This window comes from Polymorphobacter sp. (assembly GCF_048007885.1).
Taxonomy (GTDB): Bacteria; Pseudomonadota; Alphaproteobacteria; order Sphingomonadales; family Sphingomonadaceae; genus Sandarakinorhabdus.
The window spans coordinates 915,018-939,240 of record NZ_CP180346.1; the positions used below are offsets into that span (position 1 = coordinate 915,018).

The 24,223-nt window shown below is 67.2% G+C and carries 21 protein-coding genes; 8 read left to right on the forward strand and 13 right to left on the reverse strand.

The features are described from left to right. Positions 1 to 161: 161 nt before the first annotated feature. Positions 162 to 1,337, forward strand: a complete 1,176-nt coding sequence (rnd, locus tag ACMVO5_RS04300; RefSeq protein WP_416908839.1) for a ribonuclease D — start codon at positions 162 to 164, stop codon at positions 1,335 to 1,337. Here rnd and ACMVO5_RS04305 read toward each other — a convergent pair. The 5 genes from ACMVO5_RS04305 to ACMVO5_RS04325 are packed head-to-tail and all read right to left on the reverse strand — an operon-like array spanning position 1,334 to position 8,054. Next, on the reverse strand, positions 1,334 to 2,863 hold the full coding sequence (locus ACMVO5_RS04305; protein ID WP_416908840.1) for a Ppx/GppA family phosphatase: 1,530 nt from the start codon (positions 2,861 to 2,863) through the stop codon (positions 1,334 to 1,336). The genes rnd and ACMVO5_RS04305 overlap by 4 nt on opposite strands. A gap of 1 nt (position 2,864) precedes the next feature. Continuing rightward, on the reverse strand, positions 2,865 to 5,042 hold the full coding sequence (locus ACMVO5_RS04310) for an RNA degradosome polyphosphate kinase (RefSeq protein ID WP_416909292.1): 2,178 nt from the start codon (positions 5,040 to 5,042) through the stop codon (positions 2,865 to 2,867). 50 nt (positions 5,043 to 5,092) lie between these two features. Further along, positions 5,093 to 5,725, reverse strand: coding sequence for an HdaA/DnaA family protein (locus tag ACMVO5_RS04315; RefSeq protein WP_416908841.1), 633 nt, complete (start codon positions 5,723 to 5,725; stop codon positions 5,093 to 5,095). Further along, entirely contained in the window at positions 5,722 to 6,831 is a 1,110-nt protein-coding gene (locus ACMVO5_RS04320) for an AI-2E family transporter (protein WP_416908842.1), read from the reverse strand. Before ACMVO5_RS04320 ends, ACMVO5_RS04315 begins: the two co-directional genes overlap by 4 nt. Continuing rightward, positions 6,828 to 8,054 (reverse strand): heavy-metal-associated domain-containing protein, encoded by a 1,227-nt coding sequence (locus tag ACMVO5_RS04325; RefSeq protein WP_416908843.1) that lies wholly within the window; start codon positions 8,052 to 8,054, stop codon positions 6,828 to 6,830. Before ACMVO5_RS04325 ends, ACMVO5_RS04320 begins: the two co-directional genes overlap by 4 nt. Before the next feature lie 93 nt (positions 8,055 to 8,147). Here ACMVO5_RS04325 and purM point away from each other — a divergent pair, with 93 nt between their 5' ends. Together purM and purN are read left to right on the forward strand one after the other, a co-directional pair. Continuing rightward, complete coding sequence (purM, locus tag ACMVO5_RS04330; RefSeq protein WP_416908844.1) at positions 8,148 to 9,239, forward strand: phosphoribosylformylglycinamidine cyclo-ligase; 1,092 nt, start codon at positions 8,148 to 8,150, stop codon at positions 9,237 to 9,239. Beyond that, positions 9,232 to 10,173 carry a phosphoribosylglycinamide formyltransferase gene (gene purN / locus ACMVO5_RS04335; protein WP_416908845.1) on the forward strand — a complete coding sequence of 314 codons (942 nt, stop codon included), beginning with the start codon at positions 9,232 to 9,234 and terminating at the stop codon, positions 10,171 to 10,173. The genes purM and purN overlap by 8 nt, the downstream gene beginning before the upstream one ends. 57 nt (positions 10,174 to 10,230) lie before the next feature. Here purN and ndk read toward each other — a convergent pair whose 3' ends face one another. The 3 genes from ndk to ACMVO5_RS04350 form a co-directional block, all read right to left on the reverse strand. Beyond that, complete coding sequence (ndk, locus tag ACMVO5_RS04340) at positions 10,231 to 10,653, reverse strand: nucleoside-diphosphate kinase (protein WP_416908846.1); 423 nt, start codon at positions 10,651 to 10,653, stop codon at positions 10,231 to 10,233. 74 nt (positions 10,654 to 10,727) lie between these two features. Continuing rightward, positions 10,728 to 11,180 (reverse strand): DNA polymerase III subunit chi, encoded by a 453-nt coding sequence (locus ACMVO5_RS04345; RefSeq protein WP_416908847.1) that lies wholly within the window; start codon positions 11,178 to 11,180, stop codon positions 10,728 to 10,730. Next, positions 11,177 to 12,676: a leucyl aminopeptidase gene (locus tag ACMVO5_RS04350; RefSeq protein ID WP_416908848.1), complete on the reverse strand. Its 1,500-nt coding sequence runs from the start codon at positions 12,674 to 12,676 to the stop codon at positions 11,177 to 11,179. The genes ACMVO5_RS04345 and ACMVO5_RS04350 overlap by 4 nt, the downstream gene beginning before the upstream one ends. A gap of 68 nt (positions 12,677 to 12,744) precedes the next feature. On the opposite strand from ACMVO5_RS04350, the gene ACMVO5_RS04355 reads away from it, so the two are divergent. The 4 genes from ACMVO5_RS04355 (at position 12,745) to rsmA (ending at position 18,358) form a co-directional block, all read left to right on the forward strand. Continuing rightward, a complete protein-coding gene (locus ACMVO5_RS04355) occupies positions 12,745 to 15,039 on the forward strand; it encodes an LPS-assembly protein LptD (protein ID WP_416908849.1) in 2,295 nt (764 codons plus the stop codon). 111 nt (positions 15,040 to 15,150) lie between these two features. Continuing rightward, a complete protein-coding gene (locus tag ACMVO5_RS04360; RefSeq protein ID WP_416908850.1) occupies positions 15,151 to 16,506 on the forward strand; it encodes a peptidylprolyl isomerase in 1,356 nt (451 codons plus the stop codon). Next, entirely contained in the window at positions 16,506 to 17,537 is a 1,032-nt protein-coding gene (pdxA, locus tag ACMVO5_RS04365) for a 4-hydroxythreonine-4-phosphate dehydrogenase PdxA (protein WP_416908851.1), read from the forward strand. The genes ACMVO5_RS04360 and pdxA overlap by 1 nt, the downstream gene beginning before the upstream one ends. Then, positions 17,534 to 18,358: a 16S rRNA (adenine(1518)-N(6)/adenine(1519)-N(6))-dimethyltransferase RsmA gene (rsmA, locus tag ACMVO5_RS04370; protein ID WP_416908852.1), complete on the forward strand. Its 825-nt coding sequence runs from the start codon at positions 17,534 to 17,536 to the stop codon at positions 18,356 to 18,358. Before pdxA ends, rsmA begins: the two co-directional genes overlap by 4 nt. Here the strand turns inward: rsmA and ACMVO5_RS04375 are convergent. From ACMVO5_RS04375 to ACMVO5_RS04390, 4 genes are all read right to left on the reverse strand, one after another. Further along, positions 18,355 to 18,834: a tetratricopeptide repeat protein gene (locus ACMVO5_RS04375; RefSeq protein ID WP_416908853.1), complete on the reverse strand. Its 480-nt coding sequence runs from the start codon at positions 18,832 to 18,834 to the stop codon at positions 18,355 to 18,357. The genes rsmA and ACMVO5_RS04375 overlap by 4 nt on opposite strands. Positions 18,835 to 18,862: 28 nt before the next feature. Next, entirely contained in the window at positions 18,863 to 20,029 is a 1,167-nt protein-coding gene (locus ACMVO5_RS04380; RefSeq protein ID WP_416908854.1) for an RsmB/NOP family class I SAM-dependent RNA methyltransferase, read from the reverse strand. 7 nt (positions 20,030 to 20,036) lie between these two features. Next, complete coding sequence (gene guaB, locus ACMVO5_RS04385; RefSeq protein WP_416909293.1) at positions 20,037 to 21,497, reverse strand: IMP dehydrogenase; 1,461 nt, start codon at positions 21,495 to 21,497, stop codon at positions 20,037 to 20,039. A 112-nt stretch (positions 21,498 to 21,609) separates the two neighbouring features. Continuing rightward, positions 21,610 to 22,869, reverse strand: a complete 1,260-nt coding sequence (locus ACMVO5_RS04390; RefSeq protein ID WP_416908855.1) for a tetratricopeptide repeat protein — start codon at positions 22,867 to 22,869, stop codon at positions 21,610 to 21,612. A 178-nt stretch (positions 22,870 to 23,047) separates the two neighbouring features. Here ACMVO5_RS04390 and yaaA point away from each other — a divergent pair, with 178 nt between their 5' ends. After that, positions 23,048 to 23,821, forward strand: a complete 774-nt coding sequence (gene yaaA, locus ACMVO5_RS04395) for a peroxide stress protein YaaA (RefSeq protein WP_416908856.1) — start codon at positions 23,048 to 23,050, stop codon at positions 23,819 to 23,821. A 70-nt stretch (positions 23,822 to 23,891) separates the two neighbouring features. Here yaaA and ACMVO5_RS04400 read toward each other — a convergent pair whose 3' ends face one another. Beyond that, positions 23,892 to 24,173, reverse strand: coding sequence for a hypothetical protein (locus tag ACMVO5_RS04400; RefSeq protein ID WP_416908857.1), 282 nt, complete (start codon positions 24,171 to 24,173; stop codon positions 23,892 to 23,894). Positions 24,174 to 24,223 lie beyond the last annotated feature (50 nt).

Sequence of the window (24,223 nt, forward strand, 5' to 3'; positions counted from 1 at the left end):
GCTGTGCGCAGGGGAACACACGCCCTGCCCTGCTTTGTCAAGACGGCGCGGGCGCCGGCAATTGTGTGATTTTCGCCGCAGACGGCTGGCATGTGACGATTTTTCGACGATACGACACATCATGGCTTTGTCTTGCGCGCAGGCTCAGGCTATGCGGATTTATGCGCATACACCCATTGGTGACAGATACGGAGACGCTGGCGGCGATTTGCCAGCGCATGGCGACGGCGGACTTTGTCTGTGTCGACACCGAATTCATGCGCGAAACCACCTATTATCCCGACCTCTGCCTTGTCCAGCTGGGCACGCCCGAGGAAGCCTGCGCCATCGATCCCAAGGCCAGCGGCATCGATCTGGAGCCACTGCTCAAGCTGCTCATCCGTGATCCGGTGCTCAAGGTGTTTCATGCCGGCGGGCAGGATCTGGAGATCATCTACAATCTGACCGGCAGCACGCCGGCACCGCTGTTCGACACGCAGGTCGCCGCCATGGCGCTGGGGCTGGGCGAGCAGGTGGGCTACACCAATCTCGTTGCCGCCTATCTCGGCATCCAGGTCGACAAGGGCGCGCGTTTCACCGACTGGGCGCGGCGACCGCTCAATGAGCGTCAGCTGGATTATGCGATCGGCGATGTCACCCATCTGGCGACGCTGTTTCCCAGAATGCTCGGCAAGCTGCGCGAAACCGGGCGCGGCGGCTGGCTGGACGACGAGATGGCGCGCATTTCCGATCCCGCCACCTATGCCAATGATCCTGACAAGGCCTGGACCCGGCTGCGCCTGCCCAGCCGCAAACCCGATATTCTGGGCCGGCTGAAGGCACTGGCGCGCTGGCGCGAGCTTGAAGCGCGGGACAAGGATGTGCCGCGCGGCCGCATCATCAAGGACGAGACGCTGGCCGATCTGGCCGGCAGCCCGCCGCGCGCCCAGGCCGATCTGGCGCGGGTGCGCGGCCTTTCAGCCGCCTGGGCCAACAACGGCATCGGCGACCGGCTGATGCGCGCGCTCGCTGACGCACCCCCGCTTCCCGCCGAGGAGATGCCCGCCCGCGCGCCGCAGCGCCCCGGCCTCAGCAGCGAAGGCGCGCTGGTGGCAGATCTGCTCAAGCTGCTGCTCAAGATCAGGGCCAAGGAAGCCGGCGTCGCCCCGCGCCTGATCGTGCGCGGCGATGAGCTTGATGCGCTGGCGGCTGGTGTGCGCGACGGGCTGCCGATGCTGCATGGCTGGCGGTGCGAAATCTTCGGCAGCGATGCGCTGGCGCTGGTCGAGGGGCGCACCGGCTTCAGCGTGCAGGACGGCCGGCTGGTCATGACGCGGCTGGACCACGCCGACGCTTAACCGCCGAAGCGCGGTTCCAGCTCCATCGCGGCCGCAAGGGTCTTTAGCCGGCGCATCACGGTTTCGCCCGCCAGCCCGGCATGGGCGGCATCGAGGCGGAGCACAAGCGATCCATACTGCCGTTCCAGACGCGACCCGGACAGCGCGCGGGCGGTGCCACCGGTCAGGCGTTGGCCCAGCCGCAGCGCCAGACCCCAGGCACGCGCGCGGGCGAGAAGCTCTGCCGGCGCAAGCCGGGCCAGCCGATCAATGATGGGCGCGCTGCCCGGGCCGCCGAAACAGAAGTGCAGCGCCTGCGCGAGCGCGGCGCGTTCGGCGGCGGTAATCGCCACCCAGCTGCCATGGAGGGCCGCATCAACGGCGCGCTCGGCGCGGAAATCGGGGTGTGCGCGCCAGGCGATGTCCGAAAGCAGGCAGGCCGCGTGGCGCAGCCGGCGCTCGGCCGGGCCTTCCTGATGCGCAAAGACCGGACTGGTCCAGTCGAACAGCATGTCGCCGTGTTCGGGAAACCGGCCCTGGCGCACACTTTCGGCATGGGCGGCGACCAGCAGCGGGTCCTGCATGCGGACATCAGGCGCCAGCTGGTCGAACAGCAGCCCTTCGCGCAGGCCAAAGCCCGAGGCGATGACGCTGCTGCTGCCCAGCCGCTTGACCGTGGCGGCCAGCAGCGCCGCCGCGCCCGGCAGCGCCGGCAGGCGGGAGCCGGCGATGCGCGGCACGGCGCGCAGGACGTCAGGGGCCAGCGTTTCGAGGCTGCGGACCAGCACCGCCGGCGCGCCCGCCGACATTTCATATTGATGCACGATCGGCAGCGGATGGTCTTCAAGGTGCATGTGCAGATGTGCCAGCGCCCGCCAGGAGCCGCCGACCATGTAGAAGGGCCGACCTTGCCCGGCCTGTGCCCAGCCGACCTGCGCCAGCGCCTCGCTGATGAACGGGCCGAGCGCCTGCGCCCCGGCCTTGCGCACCGATTCGAGGCGCAGCGCGCCGATGGGCAGCGAGATCTGCTCATGCGTCTCCCCGCCGGCCACGCGCACCAGCTCGAGCGATCCGCCCCCCAGATCGCCGACCACGCCGTCGGCATCGGGAATGCCCGAAATCACCCCGAGCGCGGCGCCGCGCGCTTCGGCCGCGCCGCTGATCGTCTCGATTGACAGGCCCGTCTGCGCGCGCACACGGGCGATGAATACGGCGGCATTGGCCGCCTCGCGCACCGCTGCGGTGGCGACCACCCGCACCTGTACCAGCCCCATGGCCTCGACCAGGCTGGCGAAGCGGGCCAGCGCCTCGGCCGCGCTGTCCATCGCTGGCGCTGAAAGTTCGCCGTTCTTGGCAAGGCCGCGGCCAAGGCCTGCCATCACTTTTTCGTTGAACATGGTGACGGGCACGCGGCCCAGATCCTGATAGACGACGAGGCGCACGGAATTGGACCCGATGTCGATGATGCCGACCGGCCGGCGTACGGGCTCAGGCACATCCTCGGCCGCCGCCGCAGCCATGGGCAGGTTCCGAAACAGACCGCGCATCTCAGTCCGACGTCGCATCATCATCAAGCACGAGACGCGGCACACCGCCTTCAGACCGCAGCGCTGCACCCCGGCCCGAAAGCGAAGGGTTGGTCATGAAATAGCGGTGCAGGTTGAAGGGCGGCTCGCTCGAATTGCTGCGCGCCCCCTTCAGCCGGCGATAGCTGCCATCAGGCAGCAACTGCCATGTCTGCTCGGTGTCCTTGAGGTTGGCCACCATCACCTGGTCGAGAACCTGCGCATGAACGGTCGGATTCTCGATCGGCACCATCACCTCGACCCGGCGGTCGAGGTTGCGCGGCATCCAGTCAGCAGACGAGATGTACACCTTGGCCTGGCGCGACGGCAGCTCGGCGCCATTGGCAGTGACGATGATGCGGCTGTGCTCAAGGAACCGACCGATGACGGAACGGACATGGATGTTTTCGGAAAGCCCCGGCACGCCCGGACGCAGGCAGCAGATGCCCCGGATGATCAGCTCGACCTCGACCCCGGCTGCGCTGGCCTCATAAAGCTTGTCGATGATGCCGGTATCGACAAGGCTGTTGAGCTTGACCCAGACCGCCGCCGGCATGCCGGCCCGCGCATTGGCGATCTCGGTGTCGATCAGATCATAAAGCATGGTCCGCATTGTCAGCGGCGCCATGCCGAGCTTGGCAAGCCGGGTGGGCTGCACATAGCCGGTGATGTAATTCAGCACCTGCGCGGCGTCACGCGCCAGCACAGGGTCGGCGGTGAAGAAGCTGAGGTCGGTGTAGATGCGCGCCGTCACCGGGTGATAATTGCCGGTGCCGAAATGCACATAGGTGCGAATGTCAGACCCCTCGCGGCGCACGACCATGCTCAGCTTGGCATGGGTCTTCCACTCGACAAAGCCATAGACCACCTGCACCCCGGCGCGCTCAAGCTCGGCCGCCCAGACCAGATTCTGCTCCTCATCGAAACGCGCCTTCAATTCGACCACGGCAGTGACCGACTTTCCGGCCTCGGCCGCATCGATGAGCGCGCGGACGATCGGCGATTTCTTGCCGGCCCGGTAGAGCGTCTGCTTGATGGCGATGACATCAGGGTCGGCCACCGCCTGGCGCAGGAAGGCGAGAACGACCTCGAAGCTCTCATAAGGGTGGTGAACCAGAATGTCCTTGGCGCGGATGGCGGCGAAGCAATCCCCGCCATGCTCCCGGATGCGCTCGGGAAAGCGCGGCGAATAAGGCTCGAACTTCAGATCAGGCCGGTCCTCATCCACCAGTTGCGCAAGATCGGCGATGCCGAGAATGCCCTCCACCGTGGTGGTATCCCGCTCATCAACACCGAGCGCTTGCTGAACCAGCTTGTAGAGCGCCTGCGGCGTCCGCCCTTCGATCTTGAGACGGATCACCTCGCCCCGCCGCCGCCGCTTCAACGCGGTCTGAAAATAACGGACCAGATCCTCGGCCTCTTCCTCGACTTCGATATCGCTGTCCCGAATGACCCGGAACGCGCCGTGCCCAACCATCGCATAGCCGGGAAACAGCTGGTCGAAAAAGGTGCGGATGGTGTTCTCAAGACTGATATAGCGCGCGCTGGCGCCGGGCAGGCGGATGAAGCGCGGCAGCATGGCCGGCATCATCAGGAGCGCGCGCAACTCCTCCCCGTCCGACAGACGCCGCATCTCGAGGATCAGCGAAAAGCCCTTGTTGGGAATGAAGGGAAAAGGATGCGCCGGATCGATCGCCTGCGGGGTCAGGACGGGGAAGATCTGCTCGAGAAAATGCCGCTCCAGCCAGTCGCGCTCGTCAGCGCTCAGCGCATCGGCATCGATGACCGCGAAATCATGCTGCGCCAGCTTTTCAATCAGCCCGGCCCAGACCGCCTGCTGCTGGCGCATCAGCTGGTCGGCCTTTTCGGCGATGGCGGCGAGCTGCTGGGCCGGCGTCAGCCCCTCGGGCGTCATCGTCTCGATGCCCGCGCCCACCTGCCCGCGCAGCCCGGCCACGCGCACCATGTAGAATTCATCAAGATTATTGCCCGAAATCGACAGGAAGCGAAGCTGTTCGAGAATCGGGTGCGCCGGGTTGGTCGCCTCCTCAAGCACACGGTCGTTGAAAGCCAGCCACGACAGCTCGCGGTTGAAATAGCGTTCCGACCCGCCAAGTGCGGTGGTGGTCGCGGCCATCTGGCGGAGTGTGCGGTCTCGCATCGGCATGGCGCCTGTTTAGTCCAGAGTTGATGACAGGTCGATGATGATGCTCACAGCCCGAGATCGAGCTGTGTGTCGAACAGCGCGCGGGCCAGCGGCACGCTCAGTTCGCGGCGCTGGGCGAGTGCGGCCTCGTCGAGCAGGGCCACTGCCCGGGCGGCGGCGGCAAAGCTGCGCTCGATGCGCAGGCTCAGCCATTGCACCAGCTCGGGCGGGGCCTTCAGCCCGCGATCGGCAAAGCGCTTGGTCAGCACCGCTGCCAGCAGCGCATCATCGGGTTCGGACAGGGTGATCAGCGGGGTTGCGGCAAGGCGCGAGGCCAGATCGGGCAGGCGGTGCGCCCAGCCACGCGGCAGGCGGCGGGCCGCCAGCAGCAGCGGCCGCACGGCGCTCGCTGCATTCCAGGCGTGAAACATCGGCTCGCCGTCCGGGCGTGTGTCAGCCTCATCGATGATGCGCGCCCCGGTGCGCGCGGCGAACAGGCTGGCCAGATGCGTCTTGCCCGAGGCCTCCGGCCCGATCAGCAGCACGCGCGGCATAGGCCAGGCGGCGGGGCGGGCCAGCCAGTCGACAGCGGCGCGATTGGCGTCCGAAATGAAGAAATCAGCCTCGCCCAGCCGCGGCTGCCAGTCCAGCGGCAGCGGCGGCTGCGGGGTGAGCGGCAAAAGCGGCAGCACCGTCATCGCCCGGCCCCGTAAAAGCGGCTCTGCTTGTAATCAACCACCATGGCGCGCACCACGACCCCCAGCACGGCCGCCACCGGCACCGCCACGAACACACCGACAATGCCTGCCACGGCACCGCCGGCAAACACCGAAAACAGCACCCAGACCGGATGCAGGCCGATGCGGTCTCCGATCAGATTGGGGGTGAGCACCGCACTTTCCAGAATCTGGCCCACCTGAAAGACGGCATAGACAAGAAACAGCTGCCACCAATCCAGCCCATATTGCCCAAGGGCCACCATCAGGCTGAGCGCAACAGCCACGATCACGCCCAGAAACGGCACAAAGCCGAAAATTCCCGCAAGCAGCCCCAGCACCACCGCATAGTTGAGGCCGATCAGGCTCCATCCGGCGGCATAGAAGACCGCGAGCACAAGACACACCAGCGACTGGCCGCGGATGAACCCTCCCAGGGCCGCATCGCTGTCAGCCGCGACCTGTTGCAAGGCGGCCAGCGCCGGACGCGGCCACCAGCTCTGCACGGTGGCGATGATGCCCGGCCAGTCCCGCAGCAGGTAAAAGGCAACAATCGGCGTGACGAGCAGATAGTTGACAACATTGAACACGCTGAGGCTGCCGGCGATCAGCGGGCCGACATTCTCCGAAGCCCAGCTGATGGCACGCTGGCCCAGCGTATCGACGACGCTGCTGACATCAAACCGGCCGGTGAGGCGGTCAGCAATGGTCTCGATCAGCGGCAGCGTTCGCCGCGCAAGGCCGGGAAGTTGGTCGACAAGCTGGGTGATCTGGCTCTCGATGATCGGCGCGGTGATCAGAATCAAGCCAGAGAGCAGGGCGAAGAACACCAGCAGCATCAGCGCGGCTGCAATGGCGCGGGGCAGACGCACAGGGCCGAAGCTGGTCGCCGCCAGCCGGGTCGTCATCGGATCAAGCAGATAGGCGAGCACAAAGGCCGCAACAAATGGCCCGATCACCGGCCGCGACGCCCAGGCCAGCGCGCCGAGCGCGATCAGCAGCAGCAGCCATGCCCAGTGAATGCGCGGCAGGCTCAGCCGGTCGGCAAGGCTCAGACCACGGGTGGACTCGGGCTCGGGCGTGGTCATCCCTGCGTCTCGTCAACGGTCGCAGCGGACCGCAGCACCAGAAGTTCGCCATTGTCGGTCACCGAAAAGCCCTTTGCGACGAGCCCTTCGGCAAGGTTCTGGCGGTTGCCGAAATGGCTGAGCAGCAGCCGCGAAGAGCCGCCAAGCGACAGGCTGGTGGCGGTGACCGCCGTCACCCCGGGCAAGGACCGCAGCCGTACACTGAGCGCGTCAAACGCCGCCGCGCTCGGGGTCGCCACCAACACCTCGGTCCCGACCACAACGGCATCATCGACCGTCTGGCCAGCGGTGGCGGGGGCCTCGCTGAACAACGCCGGCTCCTCGATTGGCGCGAGATCAAGCGCCAGGCTCGGCTCGGCGCTCAGCCGGCCCTGCTGCAGCGCTGCGACATAGAGCGAATCGATGCGCATGACCGCCTGATCAAGCATCGTGGCCAGCTCATCCTCCCGGGTCGTGGTCAATGCAAAGCGGCCAAGCGCGGTGCCGTCCGGCCCATGCCGGGCGACAAAATCCACGCGCAGCGGCCCGCCCGGCCAGCTGCGCACCAGCCGCGCCTCGGCCATCAGCACATCGCGGGCGCCGTAGCGGGCCATGATCGTCCGCCATGTCGAGCGCACCGGCCGCCGCACCTGCCAGCCCGTCAGCAGGATATTGTCAACGGGCTTGCCCGGCGCCAGCACATAGTCGATCGGCGTCACATTGAGGCGGAAGCGCGCCCAGGCATCTGCCCAGGGGGTCTTCTGATGGTGAATGGTCGTGGCTCCGGCATCGGTCCAGACCGGCAGCAGAAGCATCGGCGCCGATTGCAGGCTGCCGGCCAGCCCGCCGACATAATCGGCGATACGCAGCCGGTCGAACACCACCCCCAGCGTCGCCATGTAGCGCGTCATCGAGAAGCGCTCGCCCTGGCTCTCGATCCCCGCCACCACCTTGTCGAGCTGGGCATCCGACAGAGGCGGCGCGCTGCTAGCCGGCTTTCCCGTCAATCGCGCGAAAAGCAGCGGCCAGGCCTTGCGCTGGGCGATGCGATAGGCCGCAAAGCGCGCGGCCTGCGGGGTCTTGGCGCTGACATCCACCTTGATGCCGCCAACCGCATAGGCGCTGCCCGCCTCTGCGCCGGCCTCGGGCACGGTCGGCTCAGGCGCATCTTGTGGCTGCGCGCGCACCGGTCCCGCCGCAAGCAGGCCGGCGGCGACAAGGAAAAGGAGCTGGAAGGCGGACACAGCCGCGTTGTGGCAAGCGCACGCACATCTGCCAAGGCACTTCTGCGCCATCTCATGATTGCGTTGATGGCCCGAGGCGCTAAGGCTGCGGCCATGAGCAAGGACGACACCCCACTGACCTATTCGGACGCAGGCGTTTCGATCGCGGCGGGCAATGCGCTGGTCCGCGCCATAGCACCACTGGCGCGCAGCACGGCGCGGCCCGGCGCAGACGCCGAACTCGGCGGGTTCGGCGGCTTTTTCGATCCGCGGGCCGCTGGCTACACCGACCCGCTGCTGGTCGCCGCCAATGACGGGGTGGGCACCAAGCTCAAGCTCGCCATAGACAGTGGCCGGCATGACACGGTCGGCATCGATCTCGTCGCCATGTGCGTCAATGATCTCATCGTTCAGGGCGCCGAGCCGCTGTTCTTCCTCGACTATTTCGCCACCGGCAAGCTCGAGAACGGCGTCGCCGAAGCGGTGGTCGCCGGCATCGCCCGGGGCTGCCGGGACGCGAACTGCGCGCTGATCGGCGGCGAGACGGCGGAAATGCCCGGCATGTATGCCGCTGGCGATTATGATCTCGCGGGCTTCGCCGTCGGCGCGGTCGAGCGCGGCCAGCAGCTCACCGGCGCCGATGTTTCCCCCGGCGATGCGCTGATCGGCCTCGCAAGCAGCGGCGCGCATTCAAACGGCTATTCGCTGATCCGCCGCATTCTCGCGCGCACCGGCCTGCCGCTGGGTGCCCCCGCCCCCTTCCAGCCGGACATGACGCTGGCGGACGCGCTGCTCACCCCGACCGCCATCTATGTACGCACCCTGCTGCCGCTCATCCGCGCCGGCCGCATCAAGGCGCTGGCGCACATCACCGGCGGCGGCTTTCTCGAAAACATCCCCCGCGTGCTGCCGCAGGGCTGCCGGGCGATCGTGCGCGCACCCGCCCTGCCCCCGCTGTTCGACTGGCTTCGCGCCCAAGGTGCGGTGGCGGCCGAAGAAATGGCGCGCACCTTCAATTGCGGCACCGGCATGGTGCTGGCCGTCCCCGCCTCCGAGGCAGACGCGCTTCTTGCTGATCTGGCCAGCGCCGGCCAGCCCGCACAACTGATCGGCGAGATCGTCGCCGGCGCGCGCGGCTGTGAAGTGCACGGCGCTGCCGGCCAATGGGGCCAGCAGGCCGCCTGGACTGCGCAGCACGATGGCTGAAAAAGCCCGAGTCGGCGTTCTCATCTCGGGGCGCGGCAGCAACATGGCCGCCCTTCTCTATGCCAGCCGCCTCGATCCGGCCTGCCCCTATGAGATCGTCGTGGTGGGCAGCAACGATCCTGAGGCGGCCGGACTGAAACTGGCCGCCGGCGAAGGCATCGCCACCTTCGCGCACTGCCATAAGGGCATGAAGCGCGCCGAATTTGACGCCATTATCACCCGCGAGCTGGAGGCCGCCGGCGTCACCCATATCGCGCTTGCCGGCTATATGCGGCTGCTTTCGTCGGAGTTTGTGCAACGATGGCAGGGCCGCTGCCTCAACATCCACCCTTCCCTGCTGCCCAAGCACAAGGGCCTGCACACGCACGAGGCCGTGCTGGCGGCGGGCGAGGCCGAGACCGGCTGCACGATCCACATTGTCACCCCCGAACTGGACGATGGCCCGATTCTGGGTCAGGCGCGCATTGCCGTGCTGCCCGGGGACACGCCGGAGAGCTTGGCCGTGCGCGTGCAATATGCCGAGCACCAGCTATATCCACGCCTGCTGGCCGATTTCGTTTCGGCCGATGCGCGTCCCGATGCGCTGCTGGACCGGGTGCGCGCGCTGGCGCTGAACCTGCCGGCAGCGGCCGAGAAACTCTCCCACGGCGCTCCCGGATTTTATGTGGAGGGCGGCAAGTTCTTCGCCTATTTCAGCCATGACCATCATGGCGATGGCATCACCGCCCTGCTGCTGAAAGTCTCCGGCCTTGATGAGCAGGCGATGCTGATCGAGCATGATCCGGACCGTTTCTTCCGCCCGAAATATTACGGCCCCTATGGCTGGGTGGGCATCGTCCTCACCGATGCGCCAGACTGGACGATGATCGAGACGATGATGACCGCCGCATGGAGGCAATGCGCGCCCAAGCGGCTGGCGATGCTGCCTATTTGACACGAAAAGGGCCGCGGTTAACGCCGCGGCCCCGTTCATTCGGTCTGATACGATCGTTCAGCCAACAATCTCGGTCTGGGCGAAGAAATAGGCGATCTCGGTCGCGGCGTTCTCGTCGCTGTCCGAGCCATGCACGGTGTTGGCCTCGATCGACTCAGCCAGTTCCTTGCGGATGGTGCCGGGTTCGGCATTGGCCGGGTTGGTGGCGCCCATGATGGCGCGGTAGGCCGGCACGGCGTCTTCGCCTTCGAGCACCTGCACGATGACGGGGCCGGAGATCATGAAAGCCACCAGCTCGCCGAAGAAGCCGCGCTCGCGGTGGACGGCGTAAAAGCCTTCGGCCTGGGCCTGGGTCAGCTGCAGGCGCTTTTGTGCGACGATGCGCAGGCCGGCGGCTTCGATCATGGCGTTCACCTTGCCGGTGATGTTGCGGCGGGTGGCGTCGGGCTTGATGATCGAGAAGGTGCGGGTGATGGCCATGGCTGAAATCCTGTCGCTGGGGTGGGGAATGGAATTGGCGCGGCGTCTAGTCCGAAGCCCGGCGCAATGCAACCTCAGGCCGCCTTTTCGAAGCACCCCTCGTCATTTTCCCGCCAATAAGTCGCCTTCAGCTCCGCCTGCGCCCGGATCCGCCGCCAGCGGGCGCGCGCGGTCTCAATCTCCGCTTCGGAGAAGAGATAGAGCACCCGGGCAAGGCCATCCAGCGCGTCGGGCATATCGCCGCCAAGCTGCATCAGGCAGTCCGCCGCGTTGGCCGGCGGCCAGGCAGCATCGAGCAGCACCGGCTGGCTGGCGATGCGCGTCGGCGGCAGCTCGGCCGCCTGGCCATGCGGCACGAAGCTGGTCGGCTGAAAGGCCCAGAGCTGGGCATCGAGCCGGGCCAGAAGGGCGGCATCATCAGCGCGGATGAGCAGCCGATGCCCGGCCGCGCACGCCTTGACGACCAGCGGCGGCACCACCGCCTCGATCGGCCGCCGGGCCAGCTGGTAAAAGCCGATCTCGGTCAACCGCGCGCCTCGAAATTGTCGGCGATGAAGCGGTCGAGCAGGCGCACGCCAAAGCCGGTGGCCCCCTTGTCGGCCAGTGTCACCGGCTTTGACGACCAGACCACGCCCGCCACATCGAGATGCGCCCATTTCACACCGGGCTTGACGAAGCGCTGGATGAACTGGGCCGCCGTGATCGAGCCGCCCTCGCGCGGGCCGACATTCTTGATATCGGCAATCTGGCTGTCGATCAGCTTGTCATAGGCGCTCCCAAGCGGCATCCGCCACAGCGGCTCGCCCACCGCCTTGCCGGCCTCGGTCAGCTGCGCGGAAAGCTTGTCATCATTGCTGAACAGCCCGGCATGCTCATGGCCAAGGCTGACGATGATCGCGCCCGTCAGCGTGGCCAGATCGACAATCACTTCGGGGCTGTAGATCTTCTGCGCCCAGGCAATCACGTCACACAGCACCAGCCGGCCTTCGGCATCGGTGTTGATCACCTCGACCGTCTGCCCGTCCATGGTGGTGACCACATCGCCGGGGCGCTGCGCATTGCCGTCGGGCATGTTCTCAACGAGCCCGACAATGCCCACGACATGCGCCCGGGCCTTGCGCGCCGCCAGCGCGTGCATCGCGCCCACCACCGTGCCGGCGCCGCCCATGTCCCATTTCATGTCTTCCATGCCGCCCGGTGGCTTCAGCGAAATGCCGCCGGTATCGAAGGTCACCCCCTTGCCGACCAGCACCACCGGCGTACCGGCGCTCTTCTTGCCGAGCCCGTTCCAGCGCATCGCCATCAGCCGCGGCTTCCTGACCGAGCCTTGCGCCACGCCGAGCAGCGCGCCCATGCCCAGCTTGGCCATCTCGTCCTCGTCAAGCACGGTCAGCTCGATGCCCAGCGACTTCAGGTCCTTGGCCCGCGCCACAAAGCTTTCGGGATAAAGGATGTTAGCCGGCTCACTGACCAGCTCGCGGGTCCGTTCATTGCCTTCGGCCACGGCCGCCATCGGCGCGAAAAACGCCTCCGCGCCCTCGGCGCCCAGCACATCGAGCGCCGCCAGCGTCGGCTTGGCCTTCTCCTTCATGGTGGTGCGATATTTGTCGAAGCGCCAGCCGCGCAGCCGCGCGCCGAGCGCCAGATGCGCCGCTGCCCGGGCCGTCGGCAGCGCCGCGTTCACGCCGTCCATGTCGATGCTCACCCGCTTCTCGCCGCTGCACTGCAGCCGGGCGATGATCGCCGCCCCGATCTTTTCAAACACATGCGCGTCAGCCTTGGCCGCAGGACCCGTGCCGAGCACTAGCAGCCGAGTGGCGTCGAGGCCGGCGGGTGCCATCAGCTCGACGAGGCTGGCCGCCTCGCCTTCGAAGCGCGCCGCCTTCAGCGCCCGGCCCAGCGCGCCACCCCCCGCCTTGTCGATGGCGGCAGCAGGGCCGGCAAGCTTGGCCGAAGCAAGCAGGATGACGCGGGCGTGCGCGGCGCGGGCAGGCTTGCCGGGGAAGCTGATGTCGAGGGTCACCGATATTGTCCTTGGCTGGTTCCGATGCGCCCTGATCTAGGACGATGCGCCCGCGCCGTCCAACCCAAATGCTGCGGTTTACGGGCGCGGACGGCGCGGCTAAGGCATCGGGGGTGGACACCCCCTGCCCGCCCTTTTCCAGAGCCTTGCCGCTGCTGCTGGCCGCACTCGGCTGCTCACCGCTGATGGCGCAAGACATGGCTCCCCCCCAACTTCCCCGCGATGGGGGCGACGTCATCGCACCCGGAGACCGGATCGAATTCGGCGCCGACCAGCTGGAGATCGACGCCAGCGGCGACATCATCACCGCCTCGGGCCAGGTCGAGCTGCGCCGCGACGCCTGGCGCCTGACCGCCGACAGCATCCGCTACAACCGCGCCACCGGCGAAGTGGCGGCACGCGGCAATGTCGTCAGCATCGATCCCGAAGGCAATCAGGTGTTCGCCGATGCCGTCGATCTGACCGACAGCCTGCGCGACGGGGCGGTCGAAAACCTGCTGCTCATCCTCAATGATGGCGGCCGGCTGGCGGCAAAGGATGCATCGCGCGCCGGCCGCATCGTCACGCTGCGCCGCGCCGTCTACAGCCCCTGCGCCGTCACCGACAGCGAAGGCTGCCCGCAAGAGCCGGTCTGGCGCGTGCTGGCCACGCGGATCGACTATGATCCCGACCGCCACCGGCTCAGCTACAAGAATGCGAGGCTCGAACTCTGGGGCCTGCCGATCCTCTATCTGCCCAATTTCTCGCATCCCGATGGCAGCGCCGAGCGCGTCTCGGGGCTGCTCCTTCCCGACATCAAGTTCCAGCGCCAGCTCGGTTTCGGGATCGGCCTGCCGCTGCACCTCGCACTCGCGCCCGACCGCGACATCACCCTCAAGCCCTGGCTCTACAGCGATGCGCCGCCTGCCCTGCAGGTGCAGGCGCGGAAGCTGTTTGGCGGCGGCCCGGTGCAGATCGACGGCTTTTTCACCTATGCAAAGCTGACCGAATTCGCCGAGGACAATGAAACCGAGATCGACCGCGGCCAACAATTCAGAGGCTATTTTGCCGCCAAGGGCCGGTTTCAGCATTCCAGCGACTGGCGCTCGACCTTCTCCGTCCGCCTGACCAGCGATGATACCTTCAACCGCCGCTATGACCTTGATTTCGATGATACACTCCGCTCCATCTACGCCCTTGAGCGGTTCGGGACCGACAGTTATTTCTCGGTGTCCGCGCTCGCCTTTCAGGGGCTGCGCGTCACCGACAGGCCGGGCGAGATTCCCTTTGTCCTGCCGGTCATCGATTATGAATGGCGACCGTCCGAGGCCGTTCTCGGCGGCCGGCTGCAGATCGCGGCCAATACCCAGGCGGTAACCCGCACCGACGGCCAGTCGGTGCAGCGCGCGCTCGCCTATACCCGCTGGGACCGTAGCCTGTTCACGCCGCTCGGCCAGCGCGTCACATTCACCGGGCTGGCGCGCGGCACCATTTTCAACGTCATCCGCCCCGAAGACGCGACCCTGCCCGAATATGCGGGCGACCCTGGGCTGAATGCCCGCGCGCTGGGCGTTGCAGCACTCGACGTGGAATGGCCATTTGCCGGCGCAGCGCTCGGCGGCACGCAGACCATCACGCCGCGCGTTCAGCTGGTGCTCAGCCCGAGCGGCGCCAATCAGGGCCTGCCAAATGAAGACAGCCGCGCCATCGAGCTTGAAGACATCAGCCTGTTCGAACTGAACCGCTTCCCGGGCGAAGACCAGTTTGAAGGCGGCTCGCGCATCACCTACGGCGTCGCCTACACCCTCGACCGGCCGGGCTTCGCCCTGCGTTCCGAGATCGGCCAGTCCTGGACCTTCGCGGCAAATGACGATGGGCCTGGATCGGACTTCCCGCCCGGCACCGGTCTTGGCCAGCGCCTGTCGGACTTTGTCGGCCGCACCAATCTCAAGATCGGGCGGCTCGTCGAAGTCACTCACCGCTTCCGGGTTGATCGCAACAGCTTCGCGGTTCGGCGCAACGATATCGACCTCTCGATCGGCGGACAGCGCAGCTATGCCACCATCGGATACCTCAAGCTCAGCCGCAATATCGCCCTTGAAGACCTTGAAGACAGAACAGAAGTTCGGGCCGGCGGTCGGCTGGCCTTTGCGCGCTTCTGGTCGGTCTTCGGCTCGGCGATCATCGACCTCACCACCACGCGTGACAATCCGGTGACCGGCGGCGATGGCTTCCGCTTCGTGCGTCACCGCTTCGGCGCAGAATATGAAGACGAATGTTTCCGCTTCGGCCTGTCATGGCGGCGCGACCTGATTTCCGACCGCGATTTCCGTGCCGGCGACACGTTCCAGCTGACCCTGTCGCTGAAGACGCTGGGCCGCTAGCACATAATTGCTCATGCACAATTCATCCCGCGCGCATTCGGCAGCGTCCGGACTTTGCGTGCCTGTCTGGCATGCGCTAAGGGACACCGTGATGGTCAGGACTGACAAGAAATGATGAAAACAGGATGGAAACGCGCCGCGCTCGGCGCGGTGTCGGTGGCGCTGCTCGCCAGCCCGGCGCTGCCGCAGATGATCGAACCGCCCGGCGATATCATCAACTTCGATGATCTGGCCGAAAGCGCCATTCTGGGGCCCAGCGACCCGACGCTCCGCAAGGCGCAGGCCATCGTCAACGGCGATGTCATCACCGATACCGATATCGACCAGCGCCTCGCCCTGGTGCTGGCGGCCAATGGCGGCAACATCGATGAGGCCGAGCGTCCGCGCCTGCGCCTGCAGGTGCTGCGCAATCTCATCGACGAGAAGCTCCAGATCCAGGAAGCGGAGGCCAACGACATCCGTATTGCGGAAGCCGAAGTCGAGGCTGCCTATCAGCGCGTTGCCCAGAATTTCCGCCGCTCGCCCGAGGAATTCGAAGCCTATCTCAAGGCCGCCGGCTCTTCGCCCATGTCGATCAAGGGGCAGATCCGGGGCGAACTCGCCTGGTCGCGCCTGCTCAGGCGCATGGTCGAGCCGATGGTCAACGTCGGCGATGATGAAGTGCAGCTGCTGATCGACAAGCTCAACGCCGCCAAGGGCAAGGACGAATATCACGTCGGCGAGATCTTCCTCTCGGCCACCCCCGAGAACGAGGCCGAGGTGATGGCCGGGGCCGCGCGCATCGTCGAGCAGGTTCGCAGCGGCGCCTCCTTCGTCGCTTATGCCCGCCAGTTTTCCGAAGCCGCCACAGCGGCCGTCGGCGGCGACATGGGCTGGGTCCGCGCCGAGCAACTCAACGACAATGTTGCCACCGTCGTCGAGACCCTGCAGCCGGGCAACCCGGTCACGGCGGTCTCCGATCCGATCCGCGTGCGCGGCGGCGTCGCCATCATGTCGCTCCTCGAAAAGCGGCAGGTGCTGGCGGCCGACCCCAATGAGGCGCTGCTTTCCCTCAAGCAGATCACCCTGCCGCTGCCCGCCGACATCACCCAGGATCAGGCCCGCGCCATGGTCGAGCAGATGCAGCAGGTCACCCAGTCGATGGGCGGCTGCGGCCGCGCCGACGCCGTTGCCCGCGAGATCGGCGCCGAAGTGGCAACCAATGACGCGATCAAGCTGCGCGACCTGCCCGAAGCCCTGCGCGACCTGATGGCCAACCTCTCCATCGGCCAGGCCACCCCGCCGTTCGGCAGCCTGCAGGAAGGGCTGCGCGTGCTCGTTCTGTGCGGCCGCGATGACAGCGCCGTGCAGCCGCGCGCGCCCAACTTCGACCAGATCTACGCCCAGCTCAACGAAGAACGGGTCAACATGCGCGCAAGGCGCTACCTACGAGACCTGCGCCGCGACGCTGTCGTCGATTATCGCTGATGCCGGATGCGCCCGTCCTTGCGTCCCCGCTGGCCGTGCCGATGGGCGACCCGGCCGGGATCGGGCCGGAAATCCTCACCCGGGCCTGGGACATGCGCGACGCTGAGGGCCTGCCCGCCTTTTTCGCCATCGGCGACCGCCGGGCGCTGGCCGCCGTCTGGAACGGCCCCATCGAAACCCTCGATGATCCACGCGAGGCGCTCGATGTGTTCCCGCGCGCCCTGCCGCTGGTCCAGGTCGATGATCCCGGCGTCATCGAGCCGGGCCAGCCCAATCTCGCCGGCGCGCGCTGCGCCCTCGACAGCCTCGAGCTTGGCGTCGGGCTGGCGCGCAGCCTGATCGCCTCGGGGCTGGTTACCGGCCCGGTCAGCAAGTCGCAGCTCTACCAGATCGGCTTCACCTACCCCGGCCAGACCGAGTTCGTGGCCGAGCGTTGCGGTGTGGCTGAAAGCCGGGCGGTGATGATGCTCGCCGGCCCGCATCTGAAGGCCGTGCCGCTCACCATCCATGTGCCGCTGGCCGACGTGCCCCGGCTCGTCACCCGCGAGCTGTTCCTCACCCGCGCCCGGGTGCTGGCACGCGCGCTCACCCGCGATTTCGGCATCGCCCGGCCGCGCATCGCGGTCGCCGGGCTCAATCCCCATGCCGGCGAGAAGGCGACGCTGGGCCGTGAGGAAGTCGAGGTCATTATTCCCGCCATCGCCGAACTTCAGGCCGAAGGCATCGACATCAACGGCCCGCACGCCGCCGACACCATGTTCCACGCCGCCGCGCGCAGCCGATATGATGCAGCCCTGTGCATGTATCACGATCAGGCCCTGATCCCGCTCAAGACCCTCGATTTCGAAGACGGCGTCAACATCACGCTGGGCCTGCCCATCATCCGCACCTCACCCGATCACGGCACCGCCTTCGGCATTGCCGGGCGCGGGGAAGCCTCGCCCCGGGCGATGATCGCCGCCATCCGCATGGCCGGCGCCTGTGCAGCGCAGCGGCAGGCGAGCAACCTGACCACCGCGGATGCCGCTTGAGCCTCGACACGCTGCCGCCGCTGCGCGAGGTGATTGCGCGCCATGGGCTGGCGGCAAAGAAATCGCTCGGCCAGAATTTTCTGTTCGACGGCAATCTGCTTGACCGCATCGCCCGGGTGCCCGGCCCGCTCGAAGGCGAAACCGTCTATGAAGTCGGGCCCGGCCCGGGCGGCCTGACCCGCGCCCTGCTACGCGCCGGCGCCAAGGTTGTTGCTGTCGAGCGCGACGACCGGGCGCTGCCGGCGCTCGCCGAACTGGCCGCCGCTGCGCCTGCCCGGCTCCGCGTGATCGCCGGCGATGCCATGGCGCAGGATGAAGCGGCGCTGTGCGGCCAGCGCGTCCATATCGTCGCCAATCTTCCCTATAACATCGGCACCGCCCTGCTCGTTCGCTGGCTTGGCCCCGAGGCCTGGCCACCCTTCTGGGCCAGCCTCACGCTGATGTTCCAGCGCGAGGTGGCCGAGCGGATCGTGGCGGCGCCGGGCAGCGGCGCCTATGGCCGGCTGGCGGTGCTGGCCCAGTGGCGGAGCGTGCCGCGCATCGCCCTCCACGTGCCGGCCCGTGCCTTTGTGCCGCCGCCAAAAGTGGCCTCGGCCGTGGTCCATGTCGTCCCATCCGCACCATTGTCTGCCGCCACACCGGCGGCGCTTACAGCGCTCACCGCTGCTGGCTTCGGCCAGCGCCGCAAGATGCTGCGCGCCAGCCTGCGCGCCCTGCCCGGCGCGCTCGAAGCGCTGGAGGCGCAGGGCATCAAGCCCGAAGCCCGGGCCGAAACCGTGCCGGTCGAGGCCTGGGCCCGCGCGGCCGCGCTGCTGGCTTAATTCTTCGCCTTTTCGGGCGTGTCCGGTGTCGCCTCGGCAAGCTGGCTGGCTTCGGCGAGCGCGGTCTCAAGCCGGGTAGCGGCCGTGCAATCGTCCTTGCACAGCGCCTTGATGCGCACGAGATTGACCTGCGCCCGGGCGGTCGCGCCGCGCGCAATCAGCGCCTTGCCCTGCCCTTCCAGCGCCGGGAGATCGGATGGATTGAGCGCCAGCGCCTCGCGGTAGAAGCGCACGGCCTTGCCGGGCAGGCCGAGCACCTCATAGCTGCGCGCCACGCCCGTATAGGCCGCCACATTCTTCGGGTCAGCCGCAATCGCCGCCTCATAGGCATCGATGGCGGCGCTGGCTTCGCCCTTGGCAAGGGCGGCATCACCAATGCGCGCCATGCGCACCGACTGCGGCTTCAGCACATCATCGCCCTTGGCTGCAGCACCGCTGGCCAGCATCGCCGAAAGCATCAACACACGCAGGATCAAGACCGTCTCCTCTGCACAGGCCATCAGCCTAACCGATTCGGCGCATCCTTGCGATGCTGAAACCGTCACAATCATCATCGTGCGGCGTCAGCAGCATCTCCGGGCTATCGGCGGCAAAATCAGCCCGCGCCGCAAGCAGGCGCGCGGCCTGTTCAGGGCCTTCCTCGGGCAGCAGCGAACAGACCACATGCACCAGCCGCCCGCCCGGCCGCACACAGCTGGCCGCCAGCGCCAGCAGCCGCGCCTGCTCGGCGCAGAGTCGTTCGAGCCGGGCCGGCGTCAGCCGCCAGCGCGCCTCCGGGTTGCGCCGCCAGGTGCCGCTGCCCGAGCATGGCGCATCCACAAGCACCGCGTCACAAGCGCCTTCAAGATCGGCCAGCGCCGCCGCCTCGCGCCCGCCGTCCAGCAGGCGCGGCATGGCAATGGTCACCCCGGCCCGCGTCAGCCGCGCCGGCATCGCCGACAGCCGGCCCCGGTCGGTGTCGGTGGCGATGAGCCGCCCCTGGTTGCGCATGTCGGCCGCCAGCGCCAGCGTCTTGCCGCCAGCGCCTGCACACAGGTCGAGGATCGTCTCGCCCGGCCGCGCGGCCACCGCGCGGGCCGCAATCTGCGAACCGGCATCCTGCACCTCGACGAGCCCGTCCTGCCACGCCGGCAGCGTCTCGACATTGACGCCCGACGCCAGCCGCACCGCATCCCCGGTGTGCGGCAGCGCCTCTGCACCCTCGATCTCGCCGAGCAGCTGGTCGCGGTCCGCCTTCAGCCGGTTGACGCGCAGATCAAGCGGCGCCCGGCCAAGCAATGCCTCGGCTTGCGCCGCCGCCGCCGCGCCAAAGCGCGCACGAAGCCGCGCCATCAGCCAGTCGGGCGCAAGGCCGGGCTGCGCTTCGGGCTCGCCCGCGCTCAGCGCCGCTGGCGCATGGCCGCCGCTGCCAAACAGCGTCAGCCCCTCAGGGGCATGCGCGCGCAAATAGCCGATCAGCGCCGCCCGGCCGCTCTCCGGCACCTCGCCAAGCGCCCTGATGACGGCGAACACCAGTTCGCGCACGGCCCGGCGGTCCTTGCTCCCGGCATAGCGGCGCACGCTGAAATAGCGCTGCACCAGCGTGTCGGCCGCCGCCCCGCCGCTGCGCGCCGCCTCGATCACGGCGTCGAGGATCTCGATGGCAGCGGCGGCGCGCGCAGCCGGGGTCATGCGCGCATCAACCCGTGGTCGGATAGTTGGGCGCTTCGCGGGTGATGGTCACATCATGGACATGGCTCTCGCGCAGGCCCGCATTGGTGATCCGCACGAACTCGGCGCGTGTCCGCAATTCCTCCAGCGTCGCCGAGCCGGTATAGCCCATCGCCGCCTTCACCCCGCCCACCAGCTGGTGCAACACATCGGTGGCCGGGCCCTTGAAGGGCACCTGCCCCTCGATGCCCTCGGGCACGAGCTTGAGCTGGTCCTTGATATCCTGCTGGAAATATCGGTCGGCCGAACCCCGCGCCATCGCCGAAACCGACCCCATGCCGCGGTAGCTCTTGTAGGTCCGCCCCTGCCACAGGAAGGTCTCGCCGGGCGCTTCGGCGGTGCCCGCGAGCAGGCTGCCGATCATTACCGAACCCGCGCCTGCCGCCAGCGCCTTGGCGACATCGCCCGAGGTCCGCAAGCCGCCATCGGCGATCACCGGCACCCCCAGCTTGGCTGCCGCCTCGGCGGTTTCCATCACCGCGGTCAGCTGCGGCACCCCGACCCCCGCCACCACGCGCGTCGTGCAGATCGACCCCGGCCCGATGCCGACCTTGACCGCATCCGCGCCCGCGCCGATCAGCGCGCGCGCCGCCTCGGCCGTGGCAACATTGCCAGCCACGACCTGCGCCGCGTTCGACTGTTTCTTGATCCGCGTCACCGCTTCGGCCACGCGTTCGGAATGGCCGTGCGCCGTGTCCACCACAATCAGGTCGCACTCGGCATCGAGCAGCGCCATGGTGCGCTCGAAGCCCAGATCGCCCACCGTGCTTGCCGCGGCCACGCGCAGCCGCCCGGCCGCATCCTTGGTCGCATGCGGATAGGTGACCGCGCGCTCGATATCCTTGACCGTGATCAGCCCGATGCAGCGCCCGTCATCATCAACCACGAGCAGCTTCTCGATCCGGTGCGAATGCAGCAGCCGGCGCGCATCATGCTCCGAAATGCCGGGTTTCACCGTCACCAGCCCCTCATGCGTCATCAATTCGGCCACGGGCTGGTCGGGATTTTCCGCAAAGCGCATGTCGCGGTTGGTCATGATGCCCACCAGCCGGCCGTCATCATCCACCACCGGAAAGCCCGAAATCCGGTGCTTGGCCATCAACGCCCGCGCATCGCCAAGCGTTTCGCCGGGCCGCATGGTCACCGGGTTCACCACCATCCCGCTCTCGAAGCGCTTGACCTGGCGCACCGCCTCGGCCTGCTCCTCGATCGTCAGATTGCGGTGCAGCGTGCCAATGCCGCCGGCCTGCGCCATCACAATGGCCATCTCGGCCTCGGTCACCGTGTCCATCGCCGAGCTCATGATCGGGATGTTGAGCCGGATGCTGCGGGTCAGCATCGTCGAGGTATCCGCCTGGCTGGGCAGCACGCTCGAGGCGGCAGGCACCAGCAAAACATCGTCGAACGTCAGGCCGAGGCGGATTTCCATGGGGGTCATGACTCGCTTGAGCAGGGTGGCGGGTCGCCGTCTCTTAGGCCGCACGCGCGCAAAAAGAAAGGGCCGCAGCATCGCTGCGACCCTTGCCTTTCTTGGGCGAAAATCAGGCGCCGATAAAGGCCAGCCAATATTTTGCCAGCGCCGCGCGCGCGCCGCCGTCCACGGCCTTCAGGGCCTCGGCCGCCGCCGTCTTGTCGCCCGCCATGGCCAGCGCAGCGCCCAGCCGCAGATTGACCGTGGCCGCATCGACATTGGTCGCGCCCTGCGCCTTGCGATAAAGCTCAGCCGCCTTGGCATATTGCGCAAAGCCATAAAAGGCGTCGCCGGTCGCCAGCGCGAGGCGGGCATTGGTGCCAACCTCCTTCTCAAGCTGGCCAAGCCCGGCCTTGTCGGCCTGGGCCTTGCTGTCGGCCACGTTCTTCAGCTCCTTGATCAGCGGCTTCGCCGGGTCCAGCTCATTGGCGGCAATGCCCGCGTCGATCGCGGCCTTGGCTTCGCCGGGATAGCCGCGGCCCAGCGCCGTGTCGGCATATTCGACGAAGTCACGCTCGCCCGCCATCGACTTGCTGGCCGCCTGGAACCGGCTGAAATCAAGCAGCGTCTGGTCATCCATGCCGGGGAAGCTGTCCCGCGTCAGCAGCACGGCGTCGCGCCAGCTGGTCGGCGACGGATAGGCCTTCACCCAGTCGATGAAGGCGTCGGTCTGGATCGACTTGTCGCCGCTGTCCACCGCCATCGAAACCCGGCGCTTGTACCAGCTCTCCTCCGCCTTCTCACCGGTCGCGTTCTTGGCGTCGATTGCGGCCTTGAGCGTGGTCATCGCCTTGCCGGTGTCACCAAGCCGGTTGAAGGTCTCTGCTGCATTGACCAGAATCGCCGGGTTGTTTGGCTGCAGGGCATTGTGCTTGTCGAAAAAGGCGGCCGCCTTGGCATAATCCTCGCGCTGCAGCGCCAGATTGGCGACAAAGGCGAGATACTGGATCTGGTCGGGCTGCGGCAGCGTGCCCAGGTCGGTCAGTTCGGTCAGCGCCGCCTCGATCACCCTGTTGTCCTTCATCGCCACGCCCGATTGCAGGCGCAGCTTGCCGAGCACTTCGGCATCGTCGTCTTCCTTGGGCAGGGCGTCCGCCTCGGCCAGCTTGGCCAGCGCCCCGGCATGATCGCCGGCTGCCTGCAGCTTCTGTGCATCGCCGGCAATCTTCTGCACCGGTTTTGAGAGCTTGAGCTTGCGCTGGGCGGGCGCCTCTTCCTTCTTGTCACGTCCCCGCTGGGCCTCGGCCGGTGTCACGGCGACAAGCCCAAGGGTCAGCGCCGCAGCGAGCGCGGCGCGCGAAGCAGAAGCGAAATGCTTGCCAAAGGTCATTGATGGTCCTCCCGATAGAGCCGCTTTGGGCAATGATGCCTGCGTCATACCGCCATCGCACGGCCTGTCCAATAGGGAGTTAGCTTGGCATGCGTGAACCCGGTTTGAACGCACGGCCTTTGCCACGAAGCCCCGCCACGCTAACAATCGGCCAGACAATCACCGAAAAGGCCCGTTGATGCTGATCCTGCTTTCGCCCGCCAAGACGCTCGACCTCGAAACGCCGCTTCCCGCGGTCGAACCGAGCCAGCCACGCTTTCTCAAAACAGCCGAGGCGCTGGCGCATGAAGCCGCCACCCTTTCGCCGGCCGCACTTCAGAAGCTGATGCACATCTCCGAGCCGCTGGCCGATCTCAACGCCGCCCGCTTCCGCGCCTTCGAGACGCCGTTCACCCCCGAAAACGCCCGCCCCGCGATCTTCACCTTCGCCGGCGATGTCTATGCCGGCCTCGATGCCGCCTCGCTCAGCCCGGCCGCGCTCGCCCATGCCCAGCGCCACCTGCGCATCCTCTCCGGCCTCTACGGCGTGCTGCGGCCGCTCGACCTGATGCAGCCCTACCGGCTTGAAATGGGCACGCGCTTCGGCCTTGGCCAGACCGACAGCCTCTATGAGACCTGGGGCGACCAACTGGCCCGCGCCCTGAACGACGATCTGGCCGGGCAGGCCACGCCACTGATCGTCAATCTGGCCAGCAATGAATATTGGAAGGCCGTCGATCAGGCCGCACTCGCCGCGCCCGTGCTCACCATCGATTTCCGCGACGAGGTGGACGGCAAGCTGCGGTTCAACAGCTTCATCGCCAAACGCGCCCGCGGCGCGGCCGCCCGCCTGCTCCTCGAAGCCGCCGCCGAATCGCCGGACATGCTGAAGACCGCCGATGTGCTCGGCCACCGCTTCTCCCAGACCGGCTCAACCGACAGCAGCTGGATGTTCGTGCGGCCGCGCAGCTGAACAAAAAAGAGCCGGCCTTTTCAGGCCGGCTCTCTAATTTTCGTTTCCCGAAAGGGAAAAACGAATAGGCTTACTGCATCGCCTCGGCGGCTTCTTCCATGGCAGCGGCGCCTTCTTCCATCGCGGCAGCGCCTTCTTCCATGGCGCCCATCGCGCCTTCCATGGCGCCTTCGGCACCTTCCATCATTTCTTCGCCAGCGGCTTCCATTTCGCCGCCCATGGCTTCCATTTCTTCGCCCGCGGCTTCCATCGAAGCTTCGGCTTCAGCGGCGGGGGCTTCGGCAGCCTTTTCGCCGCAAGCTGCGAGCAGACCGAGGCTGGCCACAGCCGCCAGCGAAACAAACATGCGCATAAAAATTTCTCCCAAAGTGATCCAAGAGTGATCGTTGGCGCAGGACCCCC